Origin of the sequence: Mycobacterium sp. 1482292.6, assembly GCF_001672995.1 — a bacterium.
In the GTDB taxonomy this organism is placed as follows: Bacteria; Actinomycetota; Actinomycetes; order Mycobacteriales; family Mycobacteriaceae; genus Mycobacterium; species Mycobacterium europaeum_A.
Window position 1 is genome coordinate 1 of record NZ_LZKV01000045.1, and the last position, 25,866, is coordinate 25,866.

25 protein-coding genes and 1 pseudogene are annotated in these 25,866 nt (G+C 69.3%); 17 read left to right on the forward strand and 9 right to left on the reverse strand.

Annotation, left to right across the window (positions count from 1 at the left end):
• A partial coding sequence (locus tag A5624_RS03510) for a HAMP domain-containing sensor histidine kinase (protein ID WP_066861608.1) occupies positions 1 to 957 on the forward strand: 957 nt, incomplete at its 5' end.
• Here the strand turns inward: A5624_RS03510 and A5624_RS03515 are convergent.
• The 3 genes from A5624_RS03515 to A5624_RS03525 form a co-directional block, all read right to left on the reverse strand.
• On the reverse strand, positions 939 to 1,607 hold the full coding sequence (locus A5624_RS03515; RefSeq protein ID WP_066861611.1) for a response regulator transcription factor: 669 nt from the start codon (positions 1,605 to 1,607) through the stop codon (positions 939 to 941). The two genes, A5624_RS03510 and A5624_RS03515, sit on opposite strands and share 19 nt — an antisense overlap.
• Before the next feature lie 33 nt (positions 1,608 to 1,640).
• Positions 1,641 to 1,967, reverse strand: a complete 327-nt coding sequence (locus tag A5624_RS03520; protein WP_066861614.1) for a hypothetical protein — start codon at positions 1,965 to 1,967, stop codon at positions 1,641 to 1,643.
• Positions 1,968 to 2,125: 158 nt separating this feature from the next.
• Positions 2,126 to 2,953, reverse strand: a complete 828-nt coding sequence (locus A5624_RS03525; protein ID WP_066861616.1) for a hypothetical protein — start codon at positions 2,951 to 2,953, stop codon at positions 2,126 to 2,128.
• 227 nt (positions 2,954 to 3,180) lie between these two features.
• Between A5624_RS03525 and A5624_RS03530 the strand changes: the two genes are divergently transcribed.
• The 6 genes from A5624_RS03530 to A5624_RS03555 are packed head-to-tail and all read left to right on the forward strand — an operon-like array spanning position 3,181 to position 9,933.
• Positions 3,181 to 3,951 (forward strand): GntR family transcriptional regulator, encoded by a 771-nt coding sequence (locus A5624_RS03530; RefSeq protein WP_066861619.1) that lies wholly within the window; start codon positions 3,181 to 3,183, stop codon positions 3,949 to 3,951.
• Positions 3,948 to 4,178 carry a ferredoxin family protein gene (locus A5624_RS03535; protein WP_064885673.1) on the forward strand — a complete coding sequence of 77 codons (231 nt, stop codon included), beginning with the start codon at positions 3,948 to 3,950 and terminating at the stop codon, positions 4,176 to 4,178. The genes A5624_RS03530 and A5624_RS03535 overlap by 4 nt, the downstream gene beginning before the upstream one ends.
• A 25-nt stretch (positions 4,179 to 4,203) precedes the next feature.
• Complete coding sequence (locus A5624_RS03540) at positions 4,204 to 5,592, forward strand: ABC transporter substrate-binding protein (protein WP_066861622.1); 1,389 nt, start codon at positions 4,204 to 4,206, stop codon at positions 5,590 to 5,592.
• Positions 5,589 to 6,461 (forward strand): ABC transporter permease, encoded by an 873-nt coding sequence (locus A5624_RS03545; protein ID WP_066861625.1) that lies wholly within the window; start codon positions 5,589 to 5,591, stop codon positions 6,459 to 6,461. The genes A5624_RS03540 and A5624_RS03545 overlap by 4 nt, the downstream gene beginning before the upstream one ends.
• Complete coding sequence (locus A5624_RS03550; protein WP_066861628.1) at positions 6,458 to 7,222, forward strand: ABC transporter ATP-binding protein; 765 nt, start codon at positions 6,458 to 6,460, stop codon at positions 7,220 to 7,222. The genes A5624_RS03545 and A5624_RS03550 overlap by 4 nt, the downstream gene beginning before the upstream one ends.
• Positions 7,219 to 9,933: a fumarate reductase/succinate dehydrogenase flavoprotein subunit gene (locus A5624_RS03555; protein WP_197518911.1), complete on the forward strand. Its 2,715-nt coding sequence runs from the start codon at positions 7,219 to 7,221 to the stop codon at positions 9,931 to 9,933. Before A5624_RS03550 ends, A5624_RS03555 begins: the two co-directional genes overlap by 4 nt.
• Here the strand turns inward: A5624_RS03555 and A5624_RS03560 are convergent, their stop codons facing one another.
• From A5624_RS03560 to A5624_RS03570, 3 genes are read right to left on the reverse strand one after another with little or no spacing between them, the layout of a single operon-like run.
• Positions 9,934 to 10,473: a GNAT family N-acetyltransferase gene (locus tag A5624_RS03560; protein WP_066861630.1), complete on the reverse strand. Its 540-nt coding sequence runs from the start codon at positions 10,471 to 10,473 to the stop codon at positions 9,934 to 9,936.
• A 12-nt stretch (positions 10,474 to 10,485) separates the two neighbouring features.
• Positions 10,486 to 11,709, reverse strand: a complete 1,224-nt coding sequence (locus A5624_RS03565) for a serine hydrolase (protein ID WP_066861633.1) — start codon at positions 11,707 to 11,709, stop codon at positions 10,486 to 10,488.
• Positions 11,710 to 11,741: 32 nt separating this feature from the next.
• Positions 11,742 to 12,173 carry a hypothetical protein gene (locus tag A5624_RS03570; RefSeq protein WP_231997842.1) on the reverse strand — a complete coding sequence of 144 codons (432 nt, stop codon included), beginning with the start codon at positions 12,171 to 12,173 and terminating at the stop codon, positions 11,742 to 11,744.
• A 119-nt stretch (positions 12,174 to 12,292) separates the two neighbouring features.
• Here A5624_RS03570 and A5624_RS03575 point away from each other — a divergent pair, with 119 nt between their 5' ends.
• Complete coding sequence (locus A5624_RS03575) at positions 12,293 to 12,913, forward strand: MerR family transcriptional regulator (RefSeq protein WP_231998362.1); 621 nt, start codon at positions 12,293 to 12,295, stop codon at positions 12,911 to 12,913.
• Positions 12,914 to 12,980: 67 nt separating this feature from the next.
• Here A5624_RS03575 and A5624_RS03580 read toward each other — a convergent pair whose 3' ends face one another.
• Positions 12,981 to 14,243, reverse strand: coding sequence for an HNH endonuclease signature motif containing protein (locus A5624_RS03580; RefSeq protein WP_066861639.1), 1,263 nt, complete (start codon positions 14,241 to 14,243; stop codon positions 12,981 to 12,983).
• A 274-nt stretch (positions 14,244 to 14,517) separates the two neighbouring features.
• Between A5624_RS03580 and pyrR the strand changes: the two genes are divergently transcribed.
• Genes pyrR through pyrF form a run of 7 tightly spaced genes read left to right on the forward strand, consistent with a single transcriptional unit; the run spans position 14,518 to position 23,246 of the window.
• On the forward strand, positions 14,518 to 15,102 hold the full coding sequence (gene pyrR / locus A5624_RS03585) for a bifunctional pyr operon transcriptional regulator/uracil phosphoribosyltransferase PyrR (protein WP_066861670.1): 585 nt from the start codon (positions 14,518 to 14,520) through the stop codon (positions 15,100 to 15,102).
• Entirely contained in the window at positions 15,099 to 16,076 is a 978-nt protein-coding gene (locus A5624_RS03590) for an aspartate carbamoyltransferase catalytic subunit (protein ID WP_066861642.1), read from the forward strand. The genes pyrR and A5624_RS03590 overlap by 4 nt, the downstream gene beginning before the upstream one ends.
• A complete protein-coding gene (locus A5624_RS03595; RefSeq protein ID WP_066861645.1) occupies positions 16,073 to 17,377 on the forward strand; it encodes a dihydroorotase in 1,305 nt (434 codons plus the stop codon). The genes A5624_RS03590 and A5624_RS03595 overlap by 4 nt, the downstream gene beginning before the upstream one ends.
• A 49-nt stretch (positions 17,378 to 17,426) precedes the next feature.
• Positions 17,427 to 17,927 (forward strand): transporter, encoded by a 501-nt coding sequence (locus tag A5624_RS03600; protein ID WP_066861647.1) that lies wholly within the window; start codon positions 17,427 to 17,429, stop codon positions 17,925 to 17,927.
• A complete protein-coding gene (carA, locus tag A5624_RS03605; protein WP_066861650.1) occupies positions 17,927 to 19,060 on the forward strand; it encodes a glutamine-hydrolyzing carbamoyl-phosphate synthase small subunit in 1,134 nt (377 codons plus the stop codon). Before A5624_RS03600 ends, carA begins: the two co-directional genes overlap by 1 nt.
• On the forward strand, positions 19,060 to 22,425 hold the full coding sequence (carB, locus tag A5624_RS03610) for a carbamoyl-phosphate synthase large subunit (RefSeq protein WP_066861653.1): 3,366 nt from the start codon (positions 19,060 to 19,062) through the stop codon (positions 22,423 to 22,425). The genes carA and carB overlap by 1 nt, the downstream gene beginning before the upstream one ends.
• Positions 22,422 to 23,246: an orotidine-5'-phosphate decarboxylase gene (gene pyrF / locus A5624_RS03615; RefSeq protein ID WP_066861655.1), complete on the forward strand. Its 825-nt coding sequence runs from the start codon at positions 22,422 to 22,424 to the stop codon at positions 23,244 to 23,246. Before carB ends, pyrF begins: the two co-directional genes overlap by 4 nt.
• 13 nt (positions 23,247 to 23,259) lie before the next feature.
• Here the strand turns inward: pyrF and A5624_RS03620 are convergent, their stop codons facing one another.
• Positions 23,260 to 23,682, reverse strand: a complete 423-nt coding sequence (locus A5624_RS03620) for a molybdopterin-binding protein (protein ID WP_066861659.1) — start codon at positions 23,680 to 23,682, stop codon at positions 23,260 to 23,262.
• A gap of 765 nt (positions 23,683 to 24,447) precedes the next feature.
• On the opposite strand from A5624_RS03620, the gene mihF reads away from it, so the two are divergent.
• Entirely contained in the window at positions 24,448 to 24,762 is a 315-nt protein-coding gene (gene mihF, locus A5624_RS03625; protein WP_007171927.1) for an integration host factor, actinobacterial type, read from the forward strand.
• Between the two features lie 88 nt (positions 24,763 to 24,850).
• Entirely contained in the window at positions 24,851 to 25,522 is a 672-nt protein-coding gene (gmk, locus tag A5624_RS03630) for a guanylate kinase (RefSeq protein WP_156748783.1), read from the forward strand.
• A 174-nt stretch (positions 25,523 to 25,696) separates the two neighbouring features.
• Here gmk and rpoZ read toward each other — a convergent pair.
• Positions 25,697 to 25,866: pseudogene (gene rpoZ / locus A5624_RS29405) on the reverse strand (DNA-directed RNA polymerase subunit omega); the annotation flags it as partial.

Below are 25,866 nucleotides of genomic sequence, written 5' to 3' on the forward strand. Positions count from 1 at the left end.
ACGGTGCTGGTGGGCGGGGGCAGCGAGGCGGTCGAGGGGACCGCGCGGGCCCTGGCGATCCTGTTGGCCTGCAGCGCGCCGGTGATTGTCGCGGTGGTGGCGGGGGCGACCTACTGGCTGGTGCGCCGCTCGCTGCAGTCGGTGGACGCGATCCGGACCAGGGTGGCCGACATCTCGACGTCCGATCTGGCCGAGCGGGTTCCGGTCCCCGACAGCCACGACGAGATCGCGGCCCTGGCCGTCACCATGAACGAGATGCTCTCGCGGCTGGAAGCGGGTCACCGCGCGCAGCAACGCTTCGTCGGCGACGCCTCCCACGAGTTGCGCAGCCCGCTGGCCACCATCATCTCCGGGCTGGAAGTGGCCGAGGCCCATCCCGACCTGCTCGACGCCGAGCTGGCGGTCAATACGTTGCTGCCCGAGGCGCAGCGCATGCACACGCTGATCGAAGACCTGCTGCTGCTGGCCCGCGCGGACGAGCAGCGGCTGCTGCGGCGCAAGGAGCCGGTGGCCCTCGACGACCTCGCGCGGGCCGAGGCCGACCGGGCCCGGCGCGACGCACGGTGCGTGATCCACACCGATCTCCGTCCGGTGCGCCTGGACGCTGACCCGGTGGCGATGTCGCGGATGATCCGCAACCTCGTCGAAAATGCTGTGCGACATGCGGTTTCGTGTGTCGCCATCGAAGTCCGCGGCGATGACGCGACGGCGATCCTGACCGTCAGCGATGACGGCCCCGGAATCGCCCCCGCCGACCGCGACCGGGTGTTCGAACGTTTCGTGCGCCTGGACTCCGACCGGGCCCGCAGCGGGGGTGGGACCGGGCTGGGCCTGGCGATCGTCACCGAGGTCGTCACCGCCCACGGGGGCACGGTCGCCATCGACGACCCGCCGTACGGGGGAACCACGATGGTTGTGACGTTGCCGCGGCAGGGGTCTCAGCACAGCAACCGGTAGCCGACGCCCCGGATCGTCTCGATGGTGTTGGTACCGAAGGGAACATCGATCTTGCGGCGCAGGTAGCCCACATAAACCTCGACGACGTTGTCCGGGCCGTGATGGTGGGCATCCCAGACGTTCTGCAGGATCTCGGCCTTGGTCACCACCACGTCCATGTTGCGCATCAGGTACTCGAGCACGCCGTACTCGCGGGGAGTCAACGCGATCGGCGTCGAGCCCCGTTTCACCGTGTGCCGGGCGGGATCGAGCGCCAGCGACCCGGCTTTGAGCACCACCGGCCGCGCCGGTGCGCCGCGGCGAACCAGCGCCCGCAGCCGCGCGACCAGCACCCGGAACGAGAACGGCTTGGTCAGATAGTCATCGGCACCCAGATCGAACGCATCGGTCTCGTCGTATTCGCCGTCCTTGGCGGTGAGCATGAGCACCGGCGTCCACACGTTGTGCGACCGCATCCGGCGCAGCACCTCATAACCGCTGAGGCCGGGCAGCATGATGTCGAGAACGATTACGTCAAAAGCGTTTTCGGTGGCTTCCCGCAGCCCGTCGACACCGTTGCCCACGGCCACCACGACGAACCCCTCCGCCTTGAGCCCCCTGGTCACGGTCGCGGACAGCCGTGGTTCATCCTCGACGAGCAGGACTCTCATGTGTCAACGCTACGTCGAGAGCCGGACCCGGCCTCAGTCGGGCCAGCGAGCCTCGATCAGCACCTCGGCGAACGGGCCGCCCATGCGGCAGAACCGGTTGGTCGCCACCCACACCACGCCGGCGCTTCGCAGCGTGATGCGCACCGGGTGGCCGAGGAGGGTCTCACCGGGAGTGGTGTGGCTGAAGAACGTCGTCAGGCGCTCGACGTCGACGTCGATTGCCCAGTCGGGCCACGGTCGTTCGAAGAAGTCGCGGTTGAACCACATGGTCGGGCATTCCTCAATGCGGCGCTCCCGCAAGCCCATTGGGGGGAGCATCATCACGGGCGTGCCTGCAAGCTGGCGCGTGCCGGGTGGCATCCCCGCTCCTTTGTGCCGCCGTGATCACCGATCTTTGTCACGCTACGGCCGAAGCGCTGTGAAATCGTTGAGAGCGGGGCCGGCCCGGTGCCGTTGCCGCGGGTGGGGCCCGGTTCCGGAGTTAACTTCTCGATGAGCGCGGGCGCCGGACCGGCCGTTCAGCGCGCGTCGCGGTCCGAGTGCTCGGCGCCGCCGGCCGGATCGGCTTCCGGCGCATCGTCTTTGGGCTGGCCGGGGTGCCTGCCGGGACGCTGCGGGATGATGACCAGCAACACCGCGATGAGCGCCGCGATCACCGCGGAGGCCAGCGGGCGGCTCCACGCCAGGCCGCCGTCGGCGACGGGCTTGTCGATGAAGTCACCCACCGTCGCCCCCAGCGGCCGGGTGAGGATGAACGCGACCCAGAACAAGGTGACGCGGGAAATGGAGGTCCAGAAGTACAGGGCGGCGACCGCCGCCAGGCCGACCGCGAACACCAGCGCGCCGCGTTCGTAACCGAGATCGCGTGTGTCCGCCAGCCAATCGCCGAGCGCGGTGCCCAGCGTCTGCGAGAACGTGATGGTCGCCCAGTAGAAGGCCTCCACTCTGGGCGTCGAGACGGTGCTGACCGATACGGTGCCCTGGGACCACCGCCACCAGCCCAGGGTGGCCAGCAGGCAGGCCAGCAGCAGCAGCGATCCGCCCGTGTAACCGATGCCGAGCGAGCGGTCCGCGAAGTCGGCCAGCACGGTGCCGAACGTCGTCGAGGCCACGATCGTCGCCCAGTACAGGACCGCGTGGAACCGCTTGGCCAGGATCTGCGCCGCAACCAGCGCCACCAGCGCGACGCCGAAGATCGCGACCCCGGCGGCGTAGCCCCAATTCAGGGTCATCGTGACGGTGTCGCCGCCCGTCTCGCCCAACGTCGTCGCCAACACCTTGATGACCCAAAAGCCGAGGGTGACGGCCGGCACCTTGGTCAACGCGAGTTTCGAGACGTCGGTCATGCACGTTATCTTCCGCCATCGGTGCGCGACACGGAATCCGGAGTTTGACGGCATGGCAGGTTCTGCTCACCGGGATCACAAAGCCGACGGGTTCCCGCAGGTGGCGCAATGGCGCGGCGGGTGGCGGTTTTCGCTGGTCGGGCCCGAACGCCGCCCGGCGCAATACGCCCGGGGGCCGGCACCGACGCCCATCGGCGACCCGAAAAGTGGCCCTGAGCTGCGTTAGCGTGACTCCCGTGGCGCACCCAGTACCTAGCCGGGATATTCAAGACTCCCGGGCCAATCGCGCCCGCCGGGTCGCCGACGTGCTGCGCCAACAGATCCACGCCGACGCCTATCCGGCGGGCCTGCCCGCCGAACAGCAGCTGGCCGCCGAATTCTCGGTATCGCGCAACACCATTCGCGAGGCGCTGGCCGTCCTCAAGCAAGAGGGGCTGATCGACCGCGGGCCGAAGGTGGGCACGCACGTCGCGCAGCGCAAATACGACCACGGCCTCGACGCGCTGCTGGGCCTGAAGGAGACGTTCAAGGATCTCGGCGAGGTCCGCAACGAGGTGCGCGCCGCGATGCCGGTCACCGCGCCGCCGTCGGTGGCCCGCCGGCTGCGGCTGCAGCCGGGCGAGCCGGCGGTGTTCGTCGAGCGGTTGCGTTACCTGGGTGATCTGCCGCTCAGCCTTGACCTCACCTACCTCGCCCCGGACATCGGCCGGCGGGTGCTCGACCATCCGCTGGAAACCAACGACCTGTTCTCCCTCATCGAGGAGGTGAGCGGGCAGCGGCTGGGCTCGGCGGCGCTGGCGCTCGAGGCCATCCCGGCCGACGCGCACTCGGCGGCCACGCTGCAGGTGCCCGACGGCGCGGCGCTGCTGATGCTGGAGCGGCTGACCAGCCTGGCCGACGGCACCCCGGTCGACCTGGAGTACATCCGGATGCGCGGTGACCGAATCACCATGCGCGGCAACCTTACTAGAGCCGAGCCGACGAGGAGCAACCCATGACGCTGATCAACAACAACCGCGCCGACGTGCCGGTCACCATCGACGAGTCGCTGTGTATCGACGGGTGCACGCTGTGCGTGGAGGTCTGCCCGCTGGATGCGCTGGCCATCAACCCCGACACCGGCAAGGCCTTTATGCACGTCGACGAGTGCTGGTACTGCGGCCCCTGCGCGGCGCGCTGTCCCACCGGCGCCGTCACCGTCAACATGCCCTATCTCCTTCGCTGAAAAGCATTCAACCCCAGGATCTTTGATGAAACGACGCGCCATTGCGCTGGCGTCGGTCGTGATCGCGATCGCCGCGCTCACCGCCGGTTGCTCACTGGAATCCCTGTCGCAATCATCCGGTGTGGTCAACGTGGTGGTGGGATATCAGTCCAAGACCATCAACACCGTCACCGCCGGTACGCTGCTGCGCGCGCAGGGCTACCTGGAGCGCCGGCTGGCCGACATCACCACCCGCACCGGCACCAAATACGCGGTGCGCTGGCAGGATTACGACACCGGCGCGCCGATCACCGCGCAGATGCTCGCCGAGAAGATCGACATCGGCTCGATGGGCGACTACCCGATGCTGATCAACGGCTCCAAGACGCAGGCCAACCCGCTGGCGAAAACCGAGATCGTTTCCATCACCGGCTACAACCCCAAGGGCGCCCTGAACATGGTGGTGGTGGCGCCGGGTTCGTCGGCGACCACGTTGAGCGACCTGGCCGGCTCCAAGGTCTCGGCCAGCGTGGGGTCGGCCGGGCACGGCACGTTGATGCGAGCGCTGGACCGGGCCGGGATCAAAGGTGTGGAAGTGCTCAACCAGCAACCGCAGGTGGGCGCCTCCGCTTTGGAATCCGGTCAGGTGCAGGGTCTTTCGCAGTTCGTCGCCTGGCCCGGCCTGCTGGTGTTTCAGGGCAAGGCCAAACTGCTCTACGACGGGGCCGAACTGAACCTGCCCACCCTGCACGGGGTGGTGGTGCGGCGCTCGTATGCGGCGTCGCATCCGGAGGTGCTGGGCGCCTTCCTGCAGGCACAACTGGACGCAGGAGACTTCCTCAACTCCAAGCCGCTCGAGGCGGCGCGCATCGTCGCGCAGGGCAGCGGCCTGCCACAGGAAGTGGTGTACCTGTACAACGGCCCCGGCGGTACCTCGTTCGACACCACCCTCAAGCCGTCACTGGTGGAGGCGCTGAAAAACGATGTGCCCTACCTGAAGTCGATCGGTGACTTCGCCGACCTCGACGTGTTTAACTTCGTCCAGGACGGGCCGCTGCGCACCGTGTTCGGCGCTCGCGGCCTGAACTACGACGCGGCCCGGGCCGCCACCGCCAACCCGTCCGCGCTGCGCGGGGATCCCGCGCTGGCAAGCGAACTGTGGCTCGACGGTGCCGATTCCACCCAAACGGTCGCCGACCCGACCAGCCTGCTGCGAGCCGTGCGGGACGCGACCGCCCACGGCGCCAAAGTCCGCGCCGCCTATGTTCCCGACGCGGAGCTCGGCACCCGGTGGTTCGCCGACAAGGCGGTCTGGGTGCGAAACGGACAGAACTATCTGCCGTTCGGAACGCCGGCCGGCGCGCATCGCTACCTCGCCGCGCACCCGGGCGGCACCCTCGTCAATTACGAACAGGCCCTTGGAGGTTCGGTATGACCGCCTATCTGACCGGCGACCCGGCAGCCCCGGTGTCCGCGCAGGTCGTCGACACGGTCCCGGCGGCGGCCACCCCGCGGCGCGCCGGCTCGCCGTGGCAGTGGCGGCTGCTTCGGCTCGTGTCGGTGGTGGTCGCGATCGGGCTGTGGCAGCTGCTCACCGCCGACAAGGTCCGGCTGCTGCTGCGCTTCGACACGCTGCCCACCGTCACCGAGATCGTGCACGCGCTGGGCCGCCGGCTCGGGACTTCCGAGTACTGGCTTGACCTGGCGCAGTCGCTGATCCGCATCCTCACCGGCTTCGGCCTGGCCGCGGTGGTCGGCGTCGCGACGGGGGTGCTGCTGGGCCGATCCCGGTTGGTCGCCAACACTTTCGGCCCGCTGACCGAGTTGGTCCGGCCCGTCCCGGCCATCGCGATGGTGCCCGTGGCGATCCTGCTGTTCCCGACCGACGAGGCGGGCATCGTGTTCATCACCTTCCTCGCGGCGTACTTCCCGATCCTGGTCAGCACCCGGCACGCGGTGCGCGCGCTGCCCACGCTGTGGGAGGACTCGGTGCGCACCCTCGGCGGCGGCCGGTGGGACGTGCTCAAGCAGGTGGTGTTGCCGGGCATCCTGCCGGGGGTGTTCGGCGGCCTGTCGGTCGGCATGGGCGTGGCGTGGATCTGCGTGATCTCCGCCGAGATGATCTCGGGCCGGCTCGGGATCGGCTATCGCACCTGGCAGGACTACACCGTGCTGGCCTATCCCCAGGTGTTCGTCGGCATCATCACCATCGGCGTGCTGGGTTTCGCGACAGCGGCGGCCGTCGAGGTCGTGGGCCGTCGGGTGACCAGTTGGCTGCCGCGAGCGGAGGAGGAGCAGCGATGACTCTCGAACAAGCCCTCAAACAAGCCCCAGTGAGCCTGGAACTGGATCGGGTTCGCTTGTCCTACACCGGAGAACCGGTGATCGACGGGCTGAGCCTGACGGTGCGCCCGGGGGAGATCCTGGTGCTCACCGGTCCCTCGGGCTGCGGCAAGTCGACGGTGCTGCGGGCCCTGGCGGGGCTGCTGCGGCCCGACGCGGGCCGGATCGTGGCCGACGGCGACGAGGTGACGACCACCTCGGGCGACCGGGGCATGGTGTTCCAGGACAACGCGCTGCTGCCCTGGCGCACCGTGCGCTCCAACATCGAGTTGGCCCTGCGGCTGCGCGGCGTCTCCCGCGCCGGGCGGCGCACCGAGGCGGACCGCTGGATCGCCGAGCTGGGGCTGACCGGTTTCGGCGACTATCTGCCCAAGAGCCTGTCCGGCGGCATGCGCCAGCGCGTCCAGCTGGCCCGCGGGCTGGCCGGGGCGCCGCGCGCGGTGATGATGGACGAGCCGTTCGGCGCGCTGGACACCCAGACCCGCACGGCCATGCAGCGGCTGCTGATCGACACCTGGCGTGCCCATCCGACGACGATCGTGTTCGTCACCCACGACGTCGACGAGGCGCTGCTGCTGGGCGATCGAATCGCCGTGCTGGGCAAGGCCGGTCAGCCGCTGCGCACCCTGGTCGACGTGCCGGAGCCGCGCGTCGATCGGCAGCGCGCCGCGCTGCGCGCCGAAGTCATTGCGGCGCTGGATCACTCGGCGGTGGCGGCATGATGCAGATTCCCGACCCGGCGACCCCCATCCGGCTCGACTGTGACGTGCTCGTCATCGGCGGTGGCACCGCGGGCACCATGGCCGCGCTGTCGGCCGCCGAGAACGGCGCGCAGGTGCTGCTGCTGGAGAAGGCCCACGTGCGCCATTCCGGAGCCCTGGCGATGGGCATGGACGGGGTGAACAACGCGGTGATCCCCGGCAAGGCCGAACCGGAGGACTACGTCGCCGAGATCACCCGCGCCAACGACGGAATCGTCAACCAGCGCACCGTGTATCAGACCGCCACCCGCGGGTTCGCGATGGTGCAGCGGCTGGAGCGCTACGGCGTGAAATTCGAGAAGAACGAGCACGGCGAATACGCCGTGCGCCGGGTGCACCGCTCGGGCTCCTACGTGCTGCCCATGCCCGAAGGCAAGGACGTCAAGAAGGCGCTGTATCGCGTGCTGCGGCAGCGGTCGATGCGCGAGAAGATCCAGATCGAGAACCGGCTGATGCCGGTCCGGGTGCTGACCGACGGCGGGCGCGCGGTCGGTGCGGCGGCGCTGAACACGCGCACCGGGGAATTCGTCACTGTCGGCGCCAAGGCGGTCATCCTGGCCACCGGTGCTTGCGGCCGGCTCGGCCTGCCCGCCTCGGGCTACCTGTACGGCACCTACGAGAACCCGACCAACGCCGGCGACGGCTACTCGATGGCCTACCACGCAGGCGCGGAACTCTCGGGCATCGAATGCTTCCAGGTCAACCCGCTGATCAAGGACTACAACGGCCCGGCGTGTGCGTACGTGGCGAATCCCTTTGGCGGCTACCAGGTCAACGCGCACGGCGAGCGGTTCGTCGACTCCGACTACTGGTCGGGGCAGATGATGGCCGAGGTCAAGAGTGAGATCGACTCCGCGCGCGGGCCCATCTATCTCAAGGTGTCGCACCTGCCCGACGAGACGCTGACCGCGCTGGAAAACATCCTGCACACCACCGAGCGGCCGACCCGGGGCACCTTCCACGCCAACCGCGGTCATGACTACCGCACCCACGACATCGAGATGCACATCTCCGAAATCGGTTTGTGCAGCGGGCATTCCGCGTCGGGGGTGTGGGTCGACGAGCACGCCCGCACCACGGTGCCCGGGCTGTATGCCGCCGGCGACATGGCCTGCGTCCCGCACAACTACATGATCGGTGCGTTCGTCTTCGGCGATCTGGCCGGCACGCACGCCGCCTCGACGCTGACCGAAGTGGCTGCGCCGCAACAGCTTCCGGAGGAGCAGGTGCGCGAGGCGCACGAGCTGATCTACCGCCCGCTGCGCCATCCGGATGGACCGCCGCAACCGCAGGTCGAATACAAGCTGCGTCGCTTCGTCAACGATTACGTCGCACCCCCCAAGACCGGGGCCAAGCTGTCGCTGGCCATCCGCACCTTCGAGCGGATGAGCGCCGAGATCGCCGAGATGGGCGCCCGCAATCCGCACGAGCTGATGCGCGCGGTCGAGGTGTCGTTCATCCGGGACTGCGCCGAGATGGCCGCCCGATCGTCGCACACCCGCACCGAATCGCGCTGGGGGCTGTACCACGACCGCGCCGACCTGCCGGGCCGCGACGACAATCAATGGGGTTATCACCTCAACCTGCGCAAGGACGACCACGGCGAGATGGTGTTCCTCAAGCGGCCGGTGGCGCCCTACTTCGTGCCCGTCCCGGAGCTGGACGGCCTGCCGCCCACCGACCAGACGGTGTACCCGGTGGAGCAGCCGCCGCTGGTCGGCGGGCAAGCGCCGGCCACCGCGGTGTCCCGAATCAACTCGGCCAGCACGACATTCGAGCCGCCCTCGCCGCGCATCGCCGAGGTGCTGGCGCTCGAGGAGCCCACGATGGCCGACCTCGGCCCCTATCTCGCCGACGCGGATCCCGGGGTGCGCCGCACCGCGGTGTCGACGTTGACCGAGCACATCCCCGACGGGTACGCGCCGGCGCTGGTCGCCGCGCTGAGCGACGACGACGCGGGAGTCCGACTGACCAGCGCCGACGGCATCCGCGAGCTGGTCGAGGTGCTGCCGGAGCCGGAAAGCGTGCGGCGGCACCTGGATTCGGGCGATCGGGTGGTGCGGGCCGCGGCGGTGTACGTGCTGGCCGCCCGCCGGGCCGGCGACGCCGGGCAATACCGTCGCGCCCTCGAGGACGTCGATCATCGGGTGCGCATCGAGGCGGTGCGCGCGCTGGTGTCCGTCGACGACGTGGCTGGCGTGGTCGCCGCCGCCGACGACGAGAACCGGGAAGTCCGCATCGCGGCGGCGGCCGGGCTGGCGACGCTGAGGGGGGCGGCGGCCCCGGCGACCGGGGCTGTGCGCCGGCTCGTCGCCGACTCCGACCCGTTGGTTCGGGCGGCCGCGCTGGCGGCGTTGGGCCAATTGGGTTGTGGCGAAGAGGATTACGCCGCCATCAAGCAGGCGCTGCGGGCGCCGGCCTGGCAGGTGCGGGAAGGCGCGGCGCGCGCCCTGGGCGGCGCGCCGGTCGACTTCGCGGTTCCGCAGCTGGCTGAGGCGCTCGGTGACGCCCATCTGGACGTGCGCAAGGCGGCCGTGCTGAGCCTGACCCGGTGGGCCGGCGAGCCCGCCGCCCGGGACGCGCTGGGCATCGCGCTCAAGGACGGCGACGCCGACGTGCGGGCCTACGCGCGCCGCGCGCTCGAACTCGACGGCGCGGTGCAGCACAGCTAGTCAGCGCAGAATCTTGGCGTAGAGCAGGCTGTCCTGGGGCTCGGGCCCCATGGTCGGGTAGACCGCGTGCCGGGCCAGCCGCCCCTCCAGGAAGAAGCCGGCGTGCTCGAGCAGTCGCGCCGAGCGCGTGTTGTCCACGCTGCAGGTGGCCCACACCCGATACACCTCGCGGTCGGCGTCGAGGGCGGCGAGCAGCATGCCGAGCACCTCGGACATCAACCCCTTGCCCCACCAGCGGCGGCCCAGGCAGTAGCCGACCTCAACCGAGTGCGGCGCGGAGCGCCGGCAGCTGGCCAACCCGATCACCTCGCCGCGGTGCCGCGACTCGATCACCCAGGTCTTCTCGTCCGCGCTGATGTTCAGTTTCTCGGTGATCACCCGCCGCGTGGCGGCCACGTCGGGGTGCGGCGCCCACAGCAGATACTTGGTGACCTGTGGATCGCGGGCGACCCGCTGGAACAGCGCACCGGCATCGTCGAGCGTAGGCGGCCGCAGCGACAGCCGCGGCCCGCTGATGCGGTCGGGTGGATATTCGGGCATCGCGATGTGACTTTAAAGGCCGAGGGCGCGGTAGGTGTTGCGGACGAATCGTGGTTGCGCCGTGCGCAGTTTGGCCAGCGACGTGTTGCCGGCGACGGCGGTGGCGGCATCGACGGTCAGGTCGGGCAGATTCTGGATGAGGTAGAGCAGGATCAGATCCGCGTCGGGGTCCGCCTGCCACCAGGTCCCGTACGCGCCGGGCCAGCTGAAGGTGCCCAGACCGCCCGGCCCGAAAAGCGGTGCGCTCTTGGCCGGATCGGTCACCACCGACAGGTTCAACCCGAAGCCGCGGCCGACCCAATAGGGTGCACCCAGGAAGTTGTGCCGCTTCTGTTCGTCGGTGAGCCGGTCGGTGCGCATCAGCCGGACGGATTCTTCGGAGAGGACCCGCACGCCGTCGAGTGTCCCGTCGCCGAGCAGCATCCGGACGAATCGCAGGTAATCGTCGGCGCTGGACCACAATCCGCCGCCGGCGTTGCAGAACGAGGGCGGGGTGATGTGCGGCGGCCCCATCACGCCGTGGTGCAGCCGGCTGTGCTCGTCGAGCCGATACATGGTCGCCGCGCGGCGCCGCGCCTCGGGCGAGACGAAGAACCCGGTGTCCGCCATGCCCGCGGGGCCCAGGATCCGTTCGTCGAGCACCTGGTGGAACGGCTTGTCCTCGATGCGGGCGGCGATGACGCCGAGAAGGTCGATGGAGTGGCTGTAGGTGACCCGGTCGCCGGGCTGATGCACCAGCGGCAGCTTGGCCAGCGCGCCCAGCCAGGCGTCCGGGCCCTGGTTGAACGGCAGCCGCATATAGGCCTTGGCGATCGGCCCGGACACCGAGAAGCCGTAGGCCAGGCCGCTGGTGTGGGTGAGCAGATCCTCGATCAAGATGGCGCGGTTCACCGGGTGGGTGCGGTCCAGCGGGCCGTGCGGATCGTCGAGCACCCGCAGGTCGGCCAGCTCCGGCGCCCACCGGGTCACGGGATCCTTCAGCGTCAGCTTGCCCTCGTCGACCAGGCTCATCACCGTCGCGACCGTCACCGGCTTGGTCATCGACGCGATGCGAAACAGCGTGTCGCGCTGCATCGGCAGCCCCGCATCCACGTCGCGGTAGCCGATCTCGTTGACCTGCAGGAGTTCTCCGCGCTGCCAGACCATGGTGACCGCGCCGGCAAGCAGGCCGGCGTCGCACACTTCGCGGATGGAGGCGGCGTTGCCTGTGAGGGTCGAGCGGGTCGAGCGATTCACCTGGTCAGGGTAGCGGGCCGGTCGGGCGGTCCTCAGATTCGGTCGATTCCCGCGATCAGGGTGGCCACCCCGGACGTGAGTACACCCGCAATCAGCAGCGTCGCGCCGAGCCACACGCTCGCGATCATCCGGTTCGGGCGCGCCGGGTTGCGGCCGAGCACCGACAGGAAGAATCCCGCGGGCATCATGATGGCGGCCAGCAGCACGGCGATCGCTCCGCCGTTGGCCACAGCGGGGCTCGCCCCCGCGGCGTTGCCCACTACCGACAACAGCAGGCCCAGCATCACGAGCACACCGGCGTGCGCATGGCCCGCTCGGAAAAACGATTTCTGCAGACCGTTGGCTTCGTGATTTCCGGTGACCACGCGCAGCAAGAAGACGCCGCCGGCCGCGATGGTGACGACCGAGATGATGGTGGCCCCCACCGTGATGCTCATGAACGGAGTGATCAGCGAGGTGCTCATAATAGCTTCCTGAAATCGTATTGATCGATTAGATATTTCTACTATCCAATACTGGATAATCGAAGTATCTAATGTCAAGATGTTCTGGCAGGACTTCTTCAAGGAGCGCTTCCGTGCTGATGTCGGAGCTGGCGAGTCGCACCCATGTGTCGGTGCCGACGATCAAGTTCTACCTACGCGAGAACGTGCTGATGCCAGGCCACGCAGTCAGCTCGACCCGCGCCCACTACGACGAACGGCACGTCCGACGGATCGCGCTGATCAGGGCGCTGTCCGCGCTCGGTCTTGCGATCTCCCAGATCAGGTCGGTCGTCGAACTCATCGACAACCCGGGCCGGTCGCTTTTCGCGACGCTGGGCGCTGCGACAGCGGCGCTTTCGCGCCCCACCCAAGCCGCAAGTGATGGGGACTGCCCACGGGCTCGGGCCGCGTTGTCGGCGCTTGACTTCGAGGTGCCCGACGATCTTCCCGCGGTAGCGCAGCTTGACCGCGCGCTTGCCGACGCGCAGGCTGCGGGCGTTCCGATGACCGAGGATCGCCTGCGCGCGTACGCGCCACATATCAGTGCCATCGCCGCTTACGACATCGAGCAGATGCCGCTGGAACCGCCGGCGGCAGCAATCGAATACGCCGTGCTCGGAACTATCTTCTATGAGCCGATCCTCGCGGCACTGCGCCGCATCGCGCATGCCGGCCTGACCGCGCAACGCCTGGCCAAGAATGAGGCAGACGTCGACTAGTCGGCATAGCCGTCCTTGGGCGCTCTGGTATCCCGCGTTGCGAGCCGGAAAAGCCGGCGGGCCTCAGCTAGGCGGCGTGGGGATCGGCCAGGTGGACGCCGATCCGTATTTCCAGCTCACTGAGTTCCACCCCGAACGGTCCGGGTGCCGGTGGCGCGCCGGAGCGATAGTGCATGCCGGTTGGCGTAATGAAAACTGCTGTATGCAAACCGTTTTCGTCGGTTTCCGCCGCGACGCGCCAACCGGGAACTTCCTTGACGTAGTTGCAACGTTCACACAAGCCCAACCCATTGGCCGCACTCGTCAACCCACCGCGACGATGCGGCCTGGCGTGGTCGCGGTGGCGGATGGGCGCATCGCAGTACGGGGTGCGACAGCGGCCATCGCGAAACTCGATAAAGGTGGCCAGGCTCTTCGGGAAACGCCGCGTCCGCGATTCCATCGCCACCAGGGCCCCCGAGCGCGGATGTCGGTAGAGCCGGCGCAGCGTGGCGCGGGACCGGGGGTCGAGCACTGCACCGTTCACGAGTTGGCGGGCTACGGCCGCGGGGATCGGGCCATACCCGTCGACGTTCGCCGCGGTTGGTGCAGCGCCGAACAGCGATTCGTCGGAGATGACCAGGTTGACCGCTACCGGCTGGGCGACCTCGGCGGGGCACCCGGTAACCCGTTCAACAAGCGTGTCGGCCATCACCTGGCCACGCGAGCGTTGATCGACTGTGGTGTCGGCGGCGCGCTTCAGCGCCGCGTAGACCGAGACGCCCTGTGCTACGGGCAGTAATGCCGACACCCATGTCATCGTGTCCGGGGCCGGCCGGATCGTCACTGTGCGTTCGGATTCGGCCTTGGCGGCACGATCGACCACTGCCTGCGCATTGAGCCGATAGGCGATCGCCCGGGCGGCCGCGGCTATTCGCGCGTCGCCCATCCCGTCCAACGAGGATCCGTCGCCACACAGTTCGGCGTCCAGGGCGCGGCGGTCCTCGACGTCCAGGCAAGCCGACTCACGAACGATCAGGGTGGCCCGCCATTCGGACAATCGCCCGCTCTCGAGGGCGGCCAGGGTGTGGGGCATCTCGTGAACCAACGCCTTCGCGAATCCGAGATGTCTGCCGCCCCGGGCGGGGGAGTCGCGTCGCGCCAAGGCGATCTCGCTGGCTACTCCGCGGCCGCGCTGGGCGACCGGCACTCCGGCGGCCGCCTCGTTCGCACGGCGCAGTGCGTCGAGGGCTGCGGCCGCCCGAGCCTGGTCCGCCGCGGCCGCCGACTTGGCGCGCTCCTGCGCGGCGATCCGCGCCAGCAACGCGGCTTCCTCCGAGGATTCGAACATACTTTCGACAATAGTCCGCCCACCGACAACCGGCCGCGGAACAAAAGCGTCTGTACATCCGCGGCCGGGTACGGACTCGATTGCGGGCAGATCCCGCCGCGTCGCACCTGGCCTGCTCCGCCGCCACCGCCGCCTCCGCCCGCGCAGTAGGCTGCCGTCGATCGGCACGGCAGGTGCCTCGCGCCGTCACCGGCAAAATAAGTGCTACGCTGCCGTGCAGTCGACATCCTTTAACGATCCGTCCGGCGAGGCGGAGAAGGAGGTCAAGTTTCGTATGGGTGCTGCGGGCGACACCGGCTTCCCCGGTCTCAAGGGCGGCGATTCCCGGGAGTTGATGTCGGCGGCCGACGTGGGCCGCACCATTTCCCGCATTGCGCATCAGATCATCGAAAAGACCGCGCTGGACGGCCCCGACGCACCACGGGTGGTGCTGCTGGGCATCCCGACCCGCGGTGTGATTCTCGCCAAGCGGCTCGCCGCCAACATCGGCGAATACAGCGGTGTCGAGGTGGGCCACGGCGCCCTGGACATCACCCTCTATCGCGATGACCTGATGCAGAAACCGCCGCGGCCGCTGGAGGACACCTCGATTCCGGCCGGGGGCATCGACGACGCGCTGGTGATCCTGGTCGACGACGTCCTGTACTCCGGCCGCTCGGTCCGATCCGCGCTGGACGCGCTGCGCGACGTGGGCCGGCCGCGGGTGGTGCAGCTGGCGGTGCTGGTCGACCGTGGCCACCGCGAACTGCCGTTGCGCGCCGACTACGTGGGCAAGAACGTCCCGACCTCGCGCGGGGAGAGCGTGCACGTGCTGCTGCGGGAGAGCGACGGCGACGACGGGGTGGTGATCTCACGATGACGCGCCATCTGCTGGCCGCCGGCGACCTGAGCCGCGACGACGCCACCGCGATCCTCGACGACGCCGACCGGTTCGCCCAGGCGCTGGTGGGCCGCGAGATCAAGAAGCTGCCGACGCTGCGTGGCCGCACCATCGTCACGATGTTCTACGAGAACTCGACCCGCACCCGGGTGTCCTTCGAGGTGGCCGGCAAGTGGATGAGCGCCGACGTGATCAACGTCAGCGCGTCGGGATCGTCGGTGGGCAAGGGAGAGTCGCTGCGCGACACCGCGTTCACGCTGCGCGCCGCCGGCGCCGACGCGCTGATCATCCGGCACCCGGCGTCCGGCGCCGCGCACCTGCTCGCCGAGTGGAGCGGCGCGAACGCCGCCGGAGACAGTGGGGGACCGTCGGTCATCAACGCCGGCGACGGCACCCACGAGCACCCGACCCAGGCGCTGCTGGACGCGCTCACCATTCGCCAACGGCTCGGCGGCATCGAAGGCCGTCGCATCGTGATCGTGGGCGACATCCTGCACAGCCGGGTCGCCCGCTCCAACGTCATGCTGCTGGCGACCCTGGGCGCCGAGGTGGTCCTGGTGGCGCCGCCCACGCTGCTGCCGGTCGGCGTCGAGGGCTGGCCGGTCACCGTGTCGAACGACTTCGACGCCGAGCTACCCGCCGCCGACGCGGTGCTGATGCTGCGGGTCCAGGCCGAGCGGATGAACGGCGGGTTCTTCCCGTCGGTGCGCGAATACTCCTCCCTCTATGGGCTTTCCGACCGCCGCCAGGCGCTGCTGCCCGGCCACGCCGTGGTGCTGCACCCGGGGCCGATGCTGCGTGGCATGGAGATCGCCTCCTCGGTGGCCGACTCGTCGCAATCGGCTGTGCTGCAACAGGTTTCCAATGGCGTGCATGTGCGGATGGCGGTGCTGTTTCACCTGCTGGTCGGCACCGAGACGGCGGAGAATTCGGGTGAAGAGGGTGTAGCGTGAGCGTGCTGCTGCGCGGGGTGCTGTTGTACGGCGAGGGCGATCGCGTCGACGTGCTGATCGACGACGGCCAGATCATCGACATCGGGCCCAAGTTGGCCGAGGCCGGAGGCGTCGGAAAGGACCTGGACGTCATCGACGCCACCGGTCAGGTGCTGTTGCCCGGCCTGGTGGACTTGCACACCCACCTGCGCGAACCGGGGCGTGAATACGCCGAGGATATCGAAACCGGCTCGGCCGCAGCCGCTTTGGGTGGTTACACCGCGGTGTTCGCGATGGCCAACACGAACCCGGTCGCCGACAGCCCGGTGGTCACCGACCACGTCTGGCACCGCGGGCAGCAGGTCGGCCTGGTCGACGTGCACCCGGTTGGCGCCGTCACCGTCGGGCTGGCCGGCAAAGAGCTCACCGAGATGGGCATGATGGCGGCCGGGGCCGCGCAGGTGCGGATGTTCTCCGACGACGGCATCTGCGTGCACGACCCGCTGGTGATGCGCCGCGCCCTGGAATACGCCACCGGGCTGGGCGTGCTCATCGCCCAGCACGCCGAGGAGCCGCGGCTGACGGTCGGCGCCGTCGCCCACGAGGGCCCCACCGCGGCCCGGCTGGGCCTGGCGGGCTGGCCCAGGGCGGCCGAGGAGTCGATCGTCGCCCGCGACGCGCTGCTGGCCCGCGACGCCGGCGCGCGGGTACACATCTGCCACGCCTCCACCGCTGGCACCGTCGAGATCGTGAAATGGGCTAAGCAGCAAGGAATCTCGATCACCGCCGAGGTCACCCCGCACCACCTGATGCTCGACGACAGCAGGCTGACCAGTTACGACGGGCAAAACCGCGTCAACCCACCGCTGCGCGAGGCGGCCGACGCGGTGGCGTTGCGCCAGGCGCTGGCCGACGGTGTCATCGACTGTGTGGCCACCGATCACGCGCCGCACGCCGAGCACGAGAAGTGCGTGGAGTTCTCCGCGGCGCGGCCCGGCATGCTGGGACTGCAGACGGCGCTGTCGATCGTGGTGCAGACGATGGTCACCCCGGGGTTGCTGACCTGGCGGGACGTTGCCCGGGTGATGAGCGAAAACCCAGCCCGCATCGTGGGCCTGCCCGACCACGGCCGGCCGCTGGAGGTGGGGGAGCCCGCCAACCTCACGGTGGTAGATCCCACGGCCTCGTGGACCGTCACCGGGTCGGAGCTGGCCAGCCGCTCGGCCAACACGCCCTACGAGGCGATGACCCTGCCCGCCACCGTGACCGCCACGCTGCTGCGCGGCAAGGTCACAGCCCGAGACGGGAAGTCGCCGGCATGAATCGCGCCGGTGACGATGCAGAGCGAAGCGATGAGAAGGAGCGGCGCGCATGAACTCCGCCACCCTGGTGGGGTCGCTGATCTTCGCCGCCGTGGTGGTGGTCGTCATCACGGTGGTCATCCAGCTGATGATGCGGACCTGGCAGCGCCGCTCACAGCACCAGGCGGAGCTGATCGGCGCGCTGCCCGAGATCCCGGACCACGTCGGGGCGGCCACGATCAGCACCCGCGGCCACTACTGCGGGTCCATGATGGCGCCGGGCTGGCACGAGCGGATCGCGGCCGGCGACCTCGGTTTCCGCAGCAAGGCGGTGTTGACCCGTTACGCCGGGGGCATCATGGTGGAACGCCTACGGGCCCAACCGATTTGGATCCCCCGAGAATCGATCACCGAGATCCGCATGGAGCGCCGGATGACCGGCCGGATCGGGATTCTGGCGATCCGCTGGCGGCTGCCGTCGGGCGTCGAGATCGACACCGGGTTTCGGGCGAACAGCCGCGCCGATTACGACGACTGGCTCGAATCGCATCATGAAGAGGAGCGGCGCTGATGACTAAAGCGCAACTGGTACTCGAGGACGGCCGCGTCTTCACCGGCACGCCGTTCGGCAAAATCGGCCAAACACTCGGCGAGGCCGTGTTTTCCACCGGCATGTCCGGCTACCAGGAGACGCTGACCGATCCCAGTTACCACCGGCAGATCGTGGTGGCCACCGCGCCGCAGATCGGCAACACCGGCTGGAACGGCGAGGACGCCGAGAGTCGCGGCGACCGGATCTGGGTCGCCGGCTACGCGGTGCGCGACCCGTCGCCGCGCCCGTCCAGCTGGCGGGCCACCGGAACCCTGGAGGACGAGCTGGTCCGCCAGCACATCGTCGGCATCGCCGGCATCGACACCCGCGCGGTGGTGCGCCATCTGCGCACCCGCGGCTCGATGAAGGCGGGCGTGTTCTCCGGCGACGCGCTCGCCGAGGTGGACGAATTGCTGGCGCGGGTGCGGGGCCAGCAGTCGATGCTGGGCGCCGACCTGGCCGGCGAGGTCAGCACGCCCGACAACTACATCGTGGAACCCGAAGGGGCACCGCGGTTTACGGTGGCCGCGCTGGACCTGGGCATCAAGACGAACACGCCGCGCAACTTCGCCCGCCGCGGCGTCCGGACCCATGTGCTGGCGTCCTCGGCGACCTACGACCAGATCGCCGACATCAAGCCCGACGGGGTGTTCTTGTCCAACGGCCCAGGTGACCCCGCCACCGCCGATCACGTCGTCGAGGTCACCCGCAAGGTGCTGGGCGCCGGAATCCCGTTGTTCGGCATCTGCTTCGGCAACCAGATCCTGGGCCGGGCGCTGGGGTTGTCCACCTACAAGCTGGTATTCGGTCACCGCGGCATCAACATCCCGGTGATCGACCACGCCACCGGGCGGGTGGCGGTCACCGCACAAAACCACGGCTTCGCGCTCGAGGGAGAGGCCGGCCAGTCCTTCGACACGCCGTTCGGCCAAGCGATCGTCAGCCACACCTGCGCCAACGACGGAGTGGTCGAGGGCGTCAAACTCGCCGACGGGCAGGCGTTCTCGGTGCAGTATCACCCGGAGGCCGCGGCGGGTCCGCACGATGCGGAGTATTTGTTCGACCAATTCATCGACCTGATGGCGGCCCCAAACCGCGGAAAGGGGCGGTAGTGCCGCGTCGTACCGACTTGCGTCACGTGCTGGTGATCGGCTCCGGGCCGATCGTCATCGGGCAGGCCGCCGAGTTCGACTACTCGGGAACCCAGGCCTGCCGGGTGCTGCGTGCGGAGGGCCTGGAGGTCAGCCTGATCAACTCCAACCCGGCCACCATCATGACCGACCCGGAGTACGCCGACCACACCTACGTCGAGCCGATCACCGCCGCCTTCGTCGAGAAGGTGATCGCCCAGCAGGCCGAGCGCGGCAACAAGATCGACGCGCTGCTGGCCACGCTGGGCGGGCAGACCGCGCTGAACACGGCGGTCGCGCTGCACGAAAACGGGGCGCTCGAGCGGCACGGCGTCGAGCTCATCGGCGCCGACATCGACGCAATCCAGCGCGGCGAGGACCGGCAGATGTTCAAGGACATCGTCGCCAAGGTCGGCGGTGAATCCGCCCGCAGCCGAGTCTGTTTCACGATGGAGGAGGTCCGCGAGACCGTCGAGGAACTCGGGCTGCCGGTCGTGGTGCGGCCCAGCTTCACGATGGGCGGGCTGGGGTCCGGCATGGCGCGATCCGTCGAAGAGGTCGACCGGATGGCCGGCGCAGGCTTGGCCGAGAGCCCGAGCGCCAACGTGCTGATCGAGGAATCGATCTACGGCTGGAAGGAATTCGAGCTCGAGCTGATGCGCGACGGCAACGACAACGTGGTCGTCGTCTGCTCGATCGAGAACTTCGATCCCATGGGCGTGCACACCGGCGACTCGGTCACCGTCGCGCCGGCGATGACGCTGACCGACCGCGAATACCAGCGGATGCGGGACCTGGGCATCGCGATCCTGCGCGAGGTCGGGGTGGACACCGGCGGCTGCAACATCCAGTTCGCGATCAACCCGGTCGACGGCCGGCTGATCGTCATCGAGATGAACCCGCGGGTGTCGCGGTCCAGCGCGCTGGCCTCCAAGGCCACCGGCTTCCCGATCGCCAAGATCGCCGCCAAGCTCGCCATCGGGTACACCCTCGACGAGATCGTCAACGACATCACCAAGGAGACGCCCGCCTGCTTCGAGCCCACCCTGGACTACGTGGTGGTCAAGGCGCCCCGCTTCGCGTTCGAGAAATTCCCCGGCGCCGACCCCACCCTGACCACCACCATGAAGTCCGTCGGCGAGGCGATGTCGTTGGGCCGCAACTTCATTGAGGCGCTCGGCAAGGTGATGCGGTCGCTGGAAACCACCCGCGCGGGTTTTTGGACCAAGCCGGACCCGGACGGCGACGTCGGTGAGGTGCTCGACCGGCTGCGCACCCCGACCGAGGGCCGGCTCTACGACATCGAGCTGGCGCTGCGGCTGGGCGCGTCGGTGGAGCGGGTCGCCGAGGCCAGCGGCGTCGACCCGTGGTTCGTGGCGCAGATCGGCGAGCTGATCGAGCTGCGCGCGGAGCTGATCGCCGCCCCGGTGCTCGACGCCGACCTACTGCGCCAGGCCAAGCACAGCGGGCTGTCGGACCGCCAGATCGCCGCGCTGCGCCCCGAATTGGCCGGCGAGAACGGGGTGCGCTCGCTGCGCGAGCGCCTCGGCGTGCACCCGGTGTACAAGACCGTCGACACCTGCGCGGCGGAGTTCGAGGCCAAGACGCCGTACCACTACAGCAGCTACGAGTTGGACCCCGCCGCCGAGACCGAGGTGGCGCCGCAGACCGAGAAGCCCAAGGTGCTGATCCTCGGATCGGGACCCAACCGCATCGGCCAGGGCATCGAATTCGACTACAGCTGCGTGCACGCCGCAACGACGTTGTCGCAGGCCGGTTTCGAGACGGTGATGGTCAACTGCAACCCGGAGACGGTGTCCACCGACTATGACACCGCCGACCGGCTCTACTTCGAGCCGCTGACCTTCGAGGACGTCCTCGAGGTGTTCCGCGCCGAGCAGCAGTCCGCCGGAGACGGCCCGGGCGTGGTCGGGGTGATCGTGCAGCTCGGCGGCCAAACCCCGCTCGGGCTGGCGCAGCGCCTGGCCGACGCGGGCGTACCGATCGTCGGCACCCCGCCGGAGGCCATCGACCTGGCCGAGGACCGCGGCGCCTTCGGCGACGTGCTCACCACCGCCGGCCTGCCCGCGCCGAAGTACGGCATGGCAACCACTTTCGACCACGCCCGGCGGATCGCCGAAGACATCGGCTACCCGGTGCTGGTGCGGCCGTCCTACGTGCTGGGCGGCCGGGGCATGGAGATCGTCTACGACGAGGAGACGCTGCGCGGCTACATCACCCGGGCCACCGAGCTCTCGCCCGAGCACCCGGTGCTCGTCGACCGCTTCCTCGAGGACGCGGTGGAGATCGACGTGGACGCGCTGTGCGACGGCACCGAGGTGTACATCGGCGGCATCATGGAGCACATCGAGGAGGCCGGCATCCACTCCGGCGACTCGGCGTGCGCCCTGCCGCCGGTGACGCTGGGCCGCAGCGACATCGAGAAGGTGCGCCGGGCGACCGAGGCCATCGCGCACGGCATCGGTGTCGTGGGGCTGCTCAACGTGCAGTACGCGCTCAAGGACGACGTGCTCTACGTCCTGGAGGCCAACCCGCGCGCCAGCCGCACGGTGCCGTTCGTGTCCAAGGCCACCGCGATCCCGCTCGCCAAGGCCTGCGCCCGGGTCATGTTGGGCGCCAAGATTTCCCAGCTGCGCGAGGAGGGGTTGCTGGCGGCGTCCGGCGACGGCGCCCACGCGGCGCAGAACGCCCCGATCGCGGTCAAGGAGGCGGTGCTGCCGTTCCACCGGTTCCGCCGGGCGGACGGCTCGGGCATCGATTCGCTGCTGGGTCCGGAGATGAAATCCACCGGCGAGGTGATGGGAATCGACCGCGACTTCGGCAGCGCCTTCGCCAAGAGTCAGACCGCGGCGTACGGGTCGCTGCCCGCCCAGGGCACCATCTTCGTGTCGGTGGCCAACCGCGACAAGCGCTCGCTGGTGTTCCCCGTCAAGCGGCTGGCCGACCTGGGTTTCCGCGTGCTGGCCACCGAGGGGACAGCGGAGATGTTGCGCCGCAACGGGATTCCGTGCGATGAGGTACGCAAGCACTTCGAGGAGCCGCAGCCGGGCCGACCCGCGGAGTCCGCGGTGGACGCGATCAAGGCCGGCGAGGTCGACATGGTCATCAACACGCCCTACGGCAACTCCGGGCCACGCATCGACGGCTACGAAATCCGTTCGGCCGCAGTGTCGGTCAATATCCCGTGTGTCACCACCGTGCAGGGCGCCTCGGCCGCCGTCCAGGGCATCGAGGCGGGCATCCGCGGCGACATCGGCGTGCGCAGCCTGCAAGAGCTGCACAGCCAGATCGGCCAGGGCGGCCTGCCTGGTAGCGGGCACCGGTGACCGGCTTCGGCGTCCGGCTGGCCGCCGCGAAAGCGGAGCGCGGGCCGCTGTGCGTGGGCATCGACCCGCATCCCGAGCTGCTGCGCGCCTGGGGCCTGCCCACCACCGCCGACGGGCTGGCCGCGTTCTGCGACATCTGCATCGAGGCGTTCTCCGGCTACGCGGTCGTCAAACCCCAGGTCGCGTTCTTCGAGGCGTACGGCGCCGCCGGATTCGCGGTGCTGGAACGCACCATCGCGGCGCTGCGGTCGGCCGGGGTGCTGGTGCTGGCCGACGCCAAACGCGGCGACATCGGCACCACGATGGCGGCCTACGCCGCCGCCTGGGCGGGTGATTCGCCGCTGGCCGCCGACGCGGTGACGGCCACGCCATATCTGGGGTTCGGCTCACTGCGGCCGCTGCTGGAAGCCGCCGCGGCGCACGACCGCGGAGTGTTCGTGCTGGCGGCCACCTCCAACCCGGAGGGGGCGACCGTGCAGCGCGCCGCCTTCGACGGCCGCACGGTGGCCCAGCTGGTCGTCGACCAGGCGGCGGTGGTGAATCGGTCCGCCACCGGATCCGGGCCGGGATACGTGGGGGTGGTCGTGGGCGCGACGGTCTTGCAGGCGCCCGATCTGAGCGCCCTGGGCGGCCCGGTGCTGGTGCCCGGGCTCGGCGTCCAGGGCGGGCGGCCCGAGGCGCTGGCGGGGCTGGGCGGGGCGGAACCCGGCCAGTTGTTGCCGGCGGTGGCCCGCGAGGTGCTGCGCGCCGGGCCGGGCGTGCCGGAGCTGCGCGCGGCGGCCGATCGCATGCTGGACGCGGTCGCCTACCTGGCCGTGTGAGCGGGTTCTGCGTCTAGTCCGACGCGACTGCGGTGCTGGGCCGCGCGGTTTCGACGATGACGGTGGTGGCCTTGACGACGGCCACGGCGACGCTGCCGGGGCGCAGCTGCAGTTCCTCGGCGGCCTCGGTGCTCATCAGCGAGACGACCGTGAACGGGCCGCACTGCATCTCGACCTGGGTCATCACCTTGTCGCTGACCACCGACGTGACCAGCCCGACGAAGCGGTTGCGGGCCGAGCTGCCGATGCTCAGCGGGTCCGCCGGCGGGGCGGGCGCATTGGTGCGGGAGAAGCGGGCGAGGTCCTCGCTGGCGATCACCTTGCGGCCGGCGGCGTCGTGACTGACCGCCAATGTGCCCTGGTTGATCCAGCGCCGCACGGTGTCGTCGCTGACTCCGAGCAGCTCGGCCGCCTGGCGAATTCGCAGGTTGGACACCCCCCGATCGTATCGGATTCCGCACCGCCGATTAGCTGAAATGGCCCGCGGGCGGGCCCGAAAACCGCAGTTACGGAACCAGATTGCAGATTTAACCGTGGTTACGGAAACGCACTGTGGGCGGATCGGAATCCGCGGACCCTCGGCGCCCCGCACGCACCGGCGCCCGTCGGGCGCGGCGGCGAACCGCGGTCGGCCAACGACGCTGCGGCCCTTGGTGGTTGGTGAAGGTCATCGTGCGTTGGCAACCGAGTCGGTGTACCTCCCGGCGGTTCGGCCGTCGTCTCCCCGATGGCTGGCCTGTTGTTGCCGGGCGATCCAGGGGCGGCCTGGACCGCTGCGCCGGGCCAAAGGCGGCGTTGGCCTGCCCTTTGACCGGCGGCGCGACACGCGCGACACGCCGCAACAAATCCGTGATCCGTCGCACCGGGCGTCACGGCCGCTCGGCGGCGGGTTTCCGAACGGCCCGGCCAAGCCGTCGCGCGCCGCCCCCGGGGGCTAAAACCGCAGCTAGCGACCCTGGCAAGGCGTCGAACCGGCCCGGCGAACCCCGCCCGGGCAACGTCGAAGGCGGCCGCCGCCGGCCCCGGCGGGAGCGCCGCTTCGGCCTGCCACGCGCCGGTCCATGCTGGGAGTTTGTCCCCTCAAGCAGGGGGTCGGGTTAGATTTCGTCAGGAGGCCTGAGTACGGTCGTCTCCGCTGGCAGAAGTACCGGCGAGACAAAAAGCGATCGATTGAAATTGATTGATCAGATACGGAGGAATCGTGGCCCTTCCCCAGTTGACCGACGAGCAGCGCGCGGCCGCGTTGGAGAAGGCGGCTGCCGCACGTCGAGCGCGAGCAGAGCTCAAAGACCGCCTGAAGCGTGGCGGCACCAACCTGACCCAGGTGCTCAAGGACGCCGAGACCGACGAAGTCCTGGGCAAGATGAAGGTTTCCGCGCTTCTCGAGGCGTTGCCCAAGGTGGGCAAGGTCAAGGCGCAGGAAATCATGACTGAGTTGGAGATCGCCCCCACCCGCCGCCTGCGCGGTCTCGGCGATCGTCAGCGCAAGGCCCTGCTGGAAAAGTTCGGCTCCTAACCCGGCCGCCGACGATGCAGGCCGCACGGCCTGAGGAGAAGGCGGGCAATCCGACCCGAGCCGTGGGCGCACCCCCCGAGGGGCGTCCGTGAGCGCCGGCGGGGGACCGGACGTCCAGCACGGCACACGTCCAGAACCATCAGGTAACGGACGTGTGGTCGTGCTGTCCGGTCCTTCCGCGGTGGGCAAGTCGACGGTCGTCCGGTGCCTGCGCGAGCGGGTGCCGAACCTGCATTTCAGCGTCTCGGCCACCACGCGGGCGCCGCGCCCCGGCGAGGTCGACGGTGTCGATTATCACTTCGTCAGCCCCGCCCGCTTCCAGCAGCTGATCGACGAGGGAGCACTGCTGGAGTGGGCCGAAATCCATTCGGGACTGCACCGATCGGGCACCCTGGCCGAGCCGATCCGGAGCGCCACGGCCAATGGGTTTCCGGTGCTCATCGAGGTCGACCTGGCCGGTGCCAGGGCCGTCAAGAAGGCGATGCCGGAGGCGCTCGCGGTCTTCCTCGCACCGCCCAGCTGGGAGGATCTCGAGGCCAGGCTCATCGGCCGCGGCACCGAGACGCCGGAGGTCATGCGGCGGCGGCTGGAGACCGCCCGCATCGAAATGGCGGCCCAAAACGACTTCGACCGGGTGGTCGTGAACAGTCAATTGGAGTCAGCGTGCTCCGAATTGGTATCCTTGCTGGTGGGAACTGCGCCGGACCGGCCTGACCCGTCTGGCCAGACCAGAAGCCGGACCACATCCCAGCAAGATTGACCACCGAATTTTTCCGAACTTTGCAGCGGTGACGAGCCGCTCGAATCCGCCAGGAGATTGACCTAAGTGAGTATTCCGCAGTCCGACGCGGCTTTGGCCGCCGTCCCCGACCGGTTCGATCCGTCCGCCGGGGGACAGGGCGCCTACGACACCCCGCTGGGCATCACCAACCCGCCCATCGACGAGCTGGTTGTAGTAGTCGTTGATCTGACGGGCCCGCTTGGCGGCGTAGATCACCAGCGCGTACTTGCTCGAGACGCGGTCCAGCAGCTCGTCGATGGGCGGGTTGGTGATGCCCAGCGGGGTGTCGTAGGCGCCCTGTCCCCCGGCGGACGGATCGAACC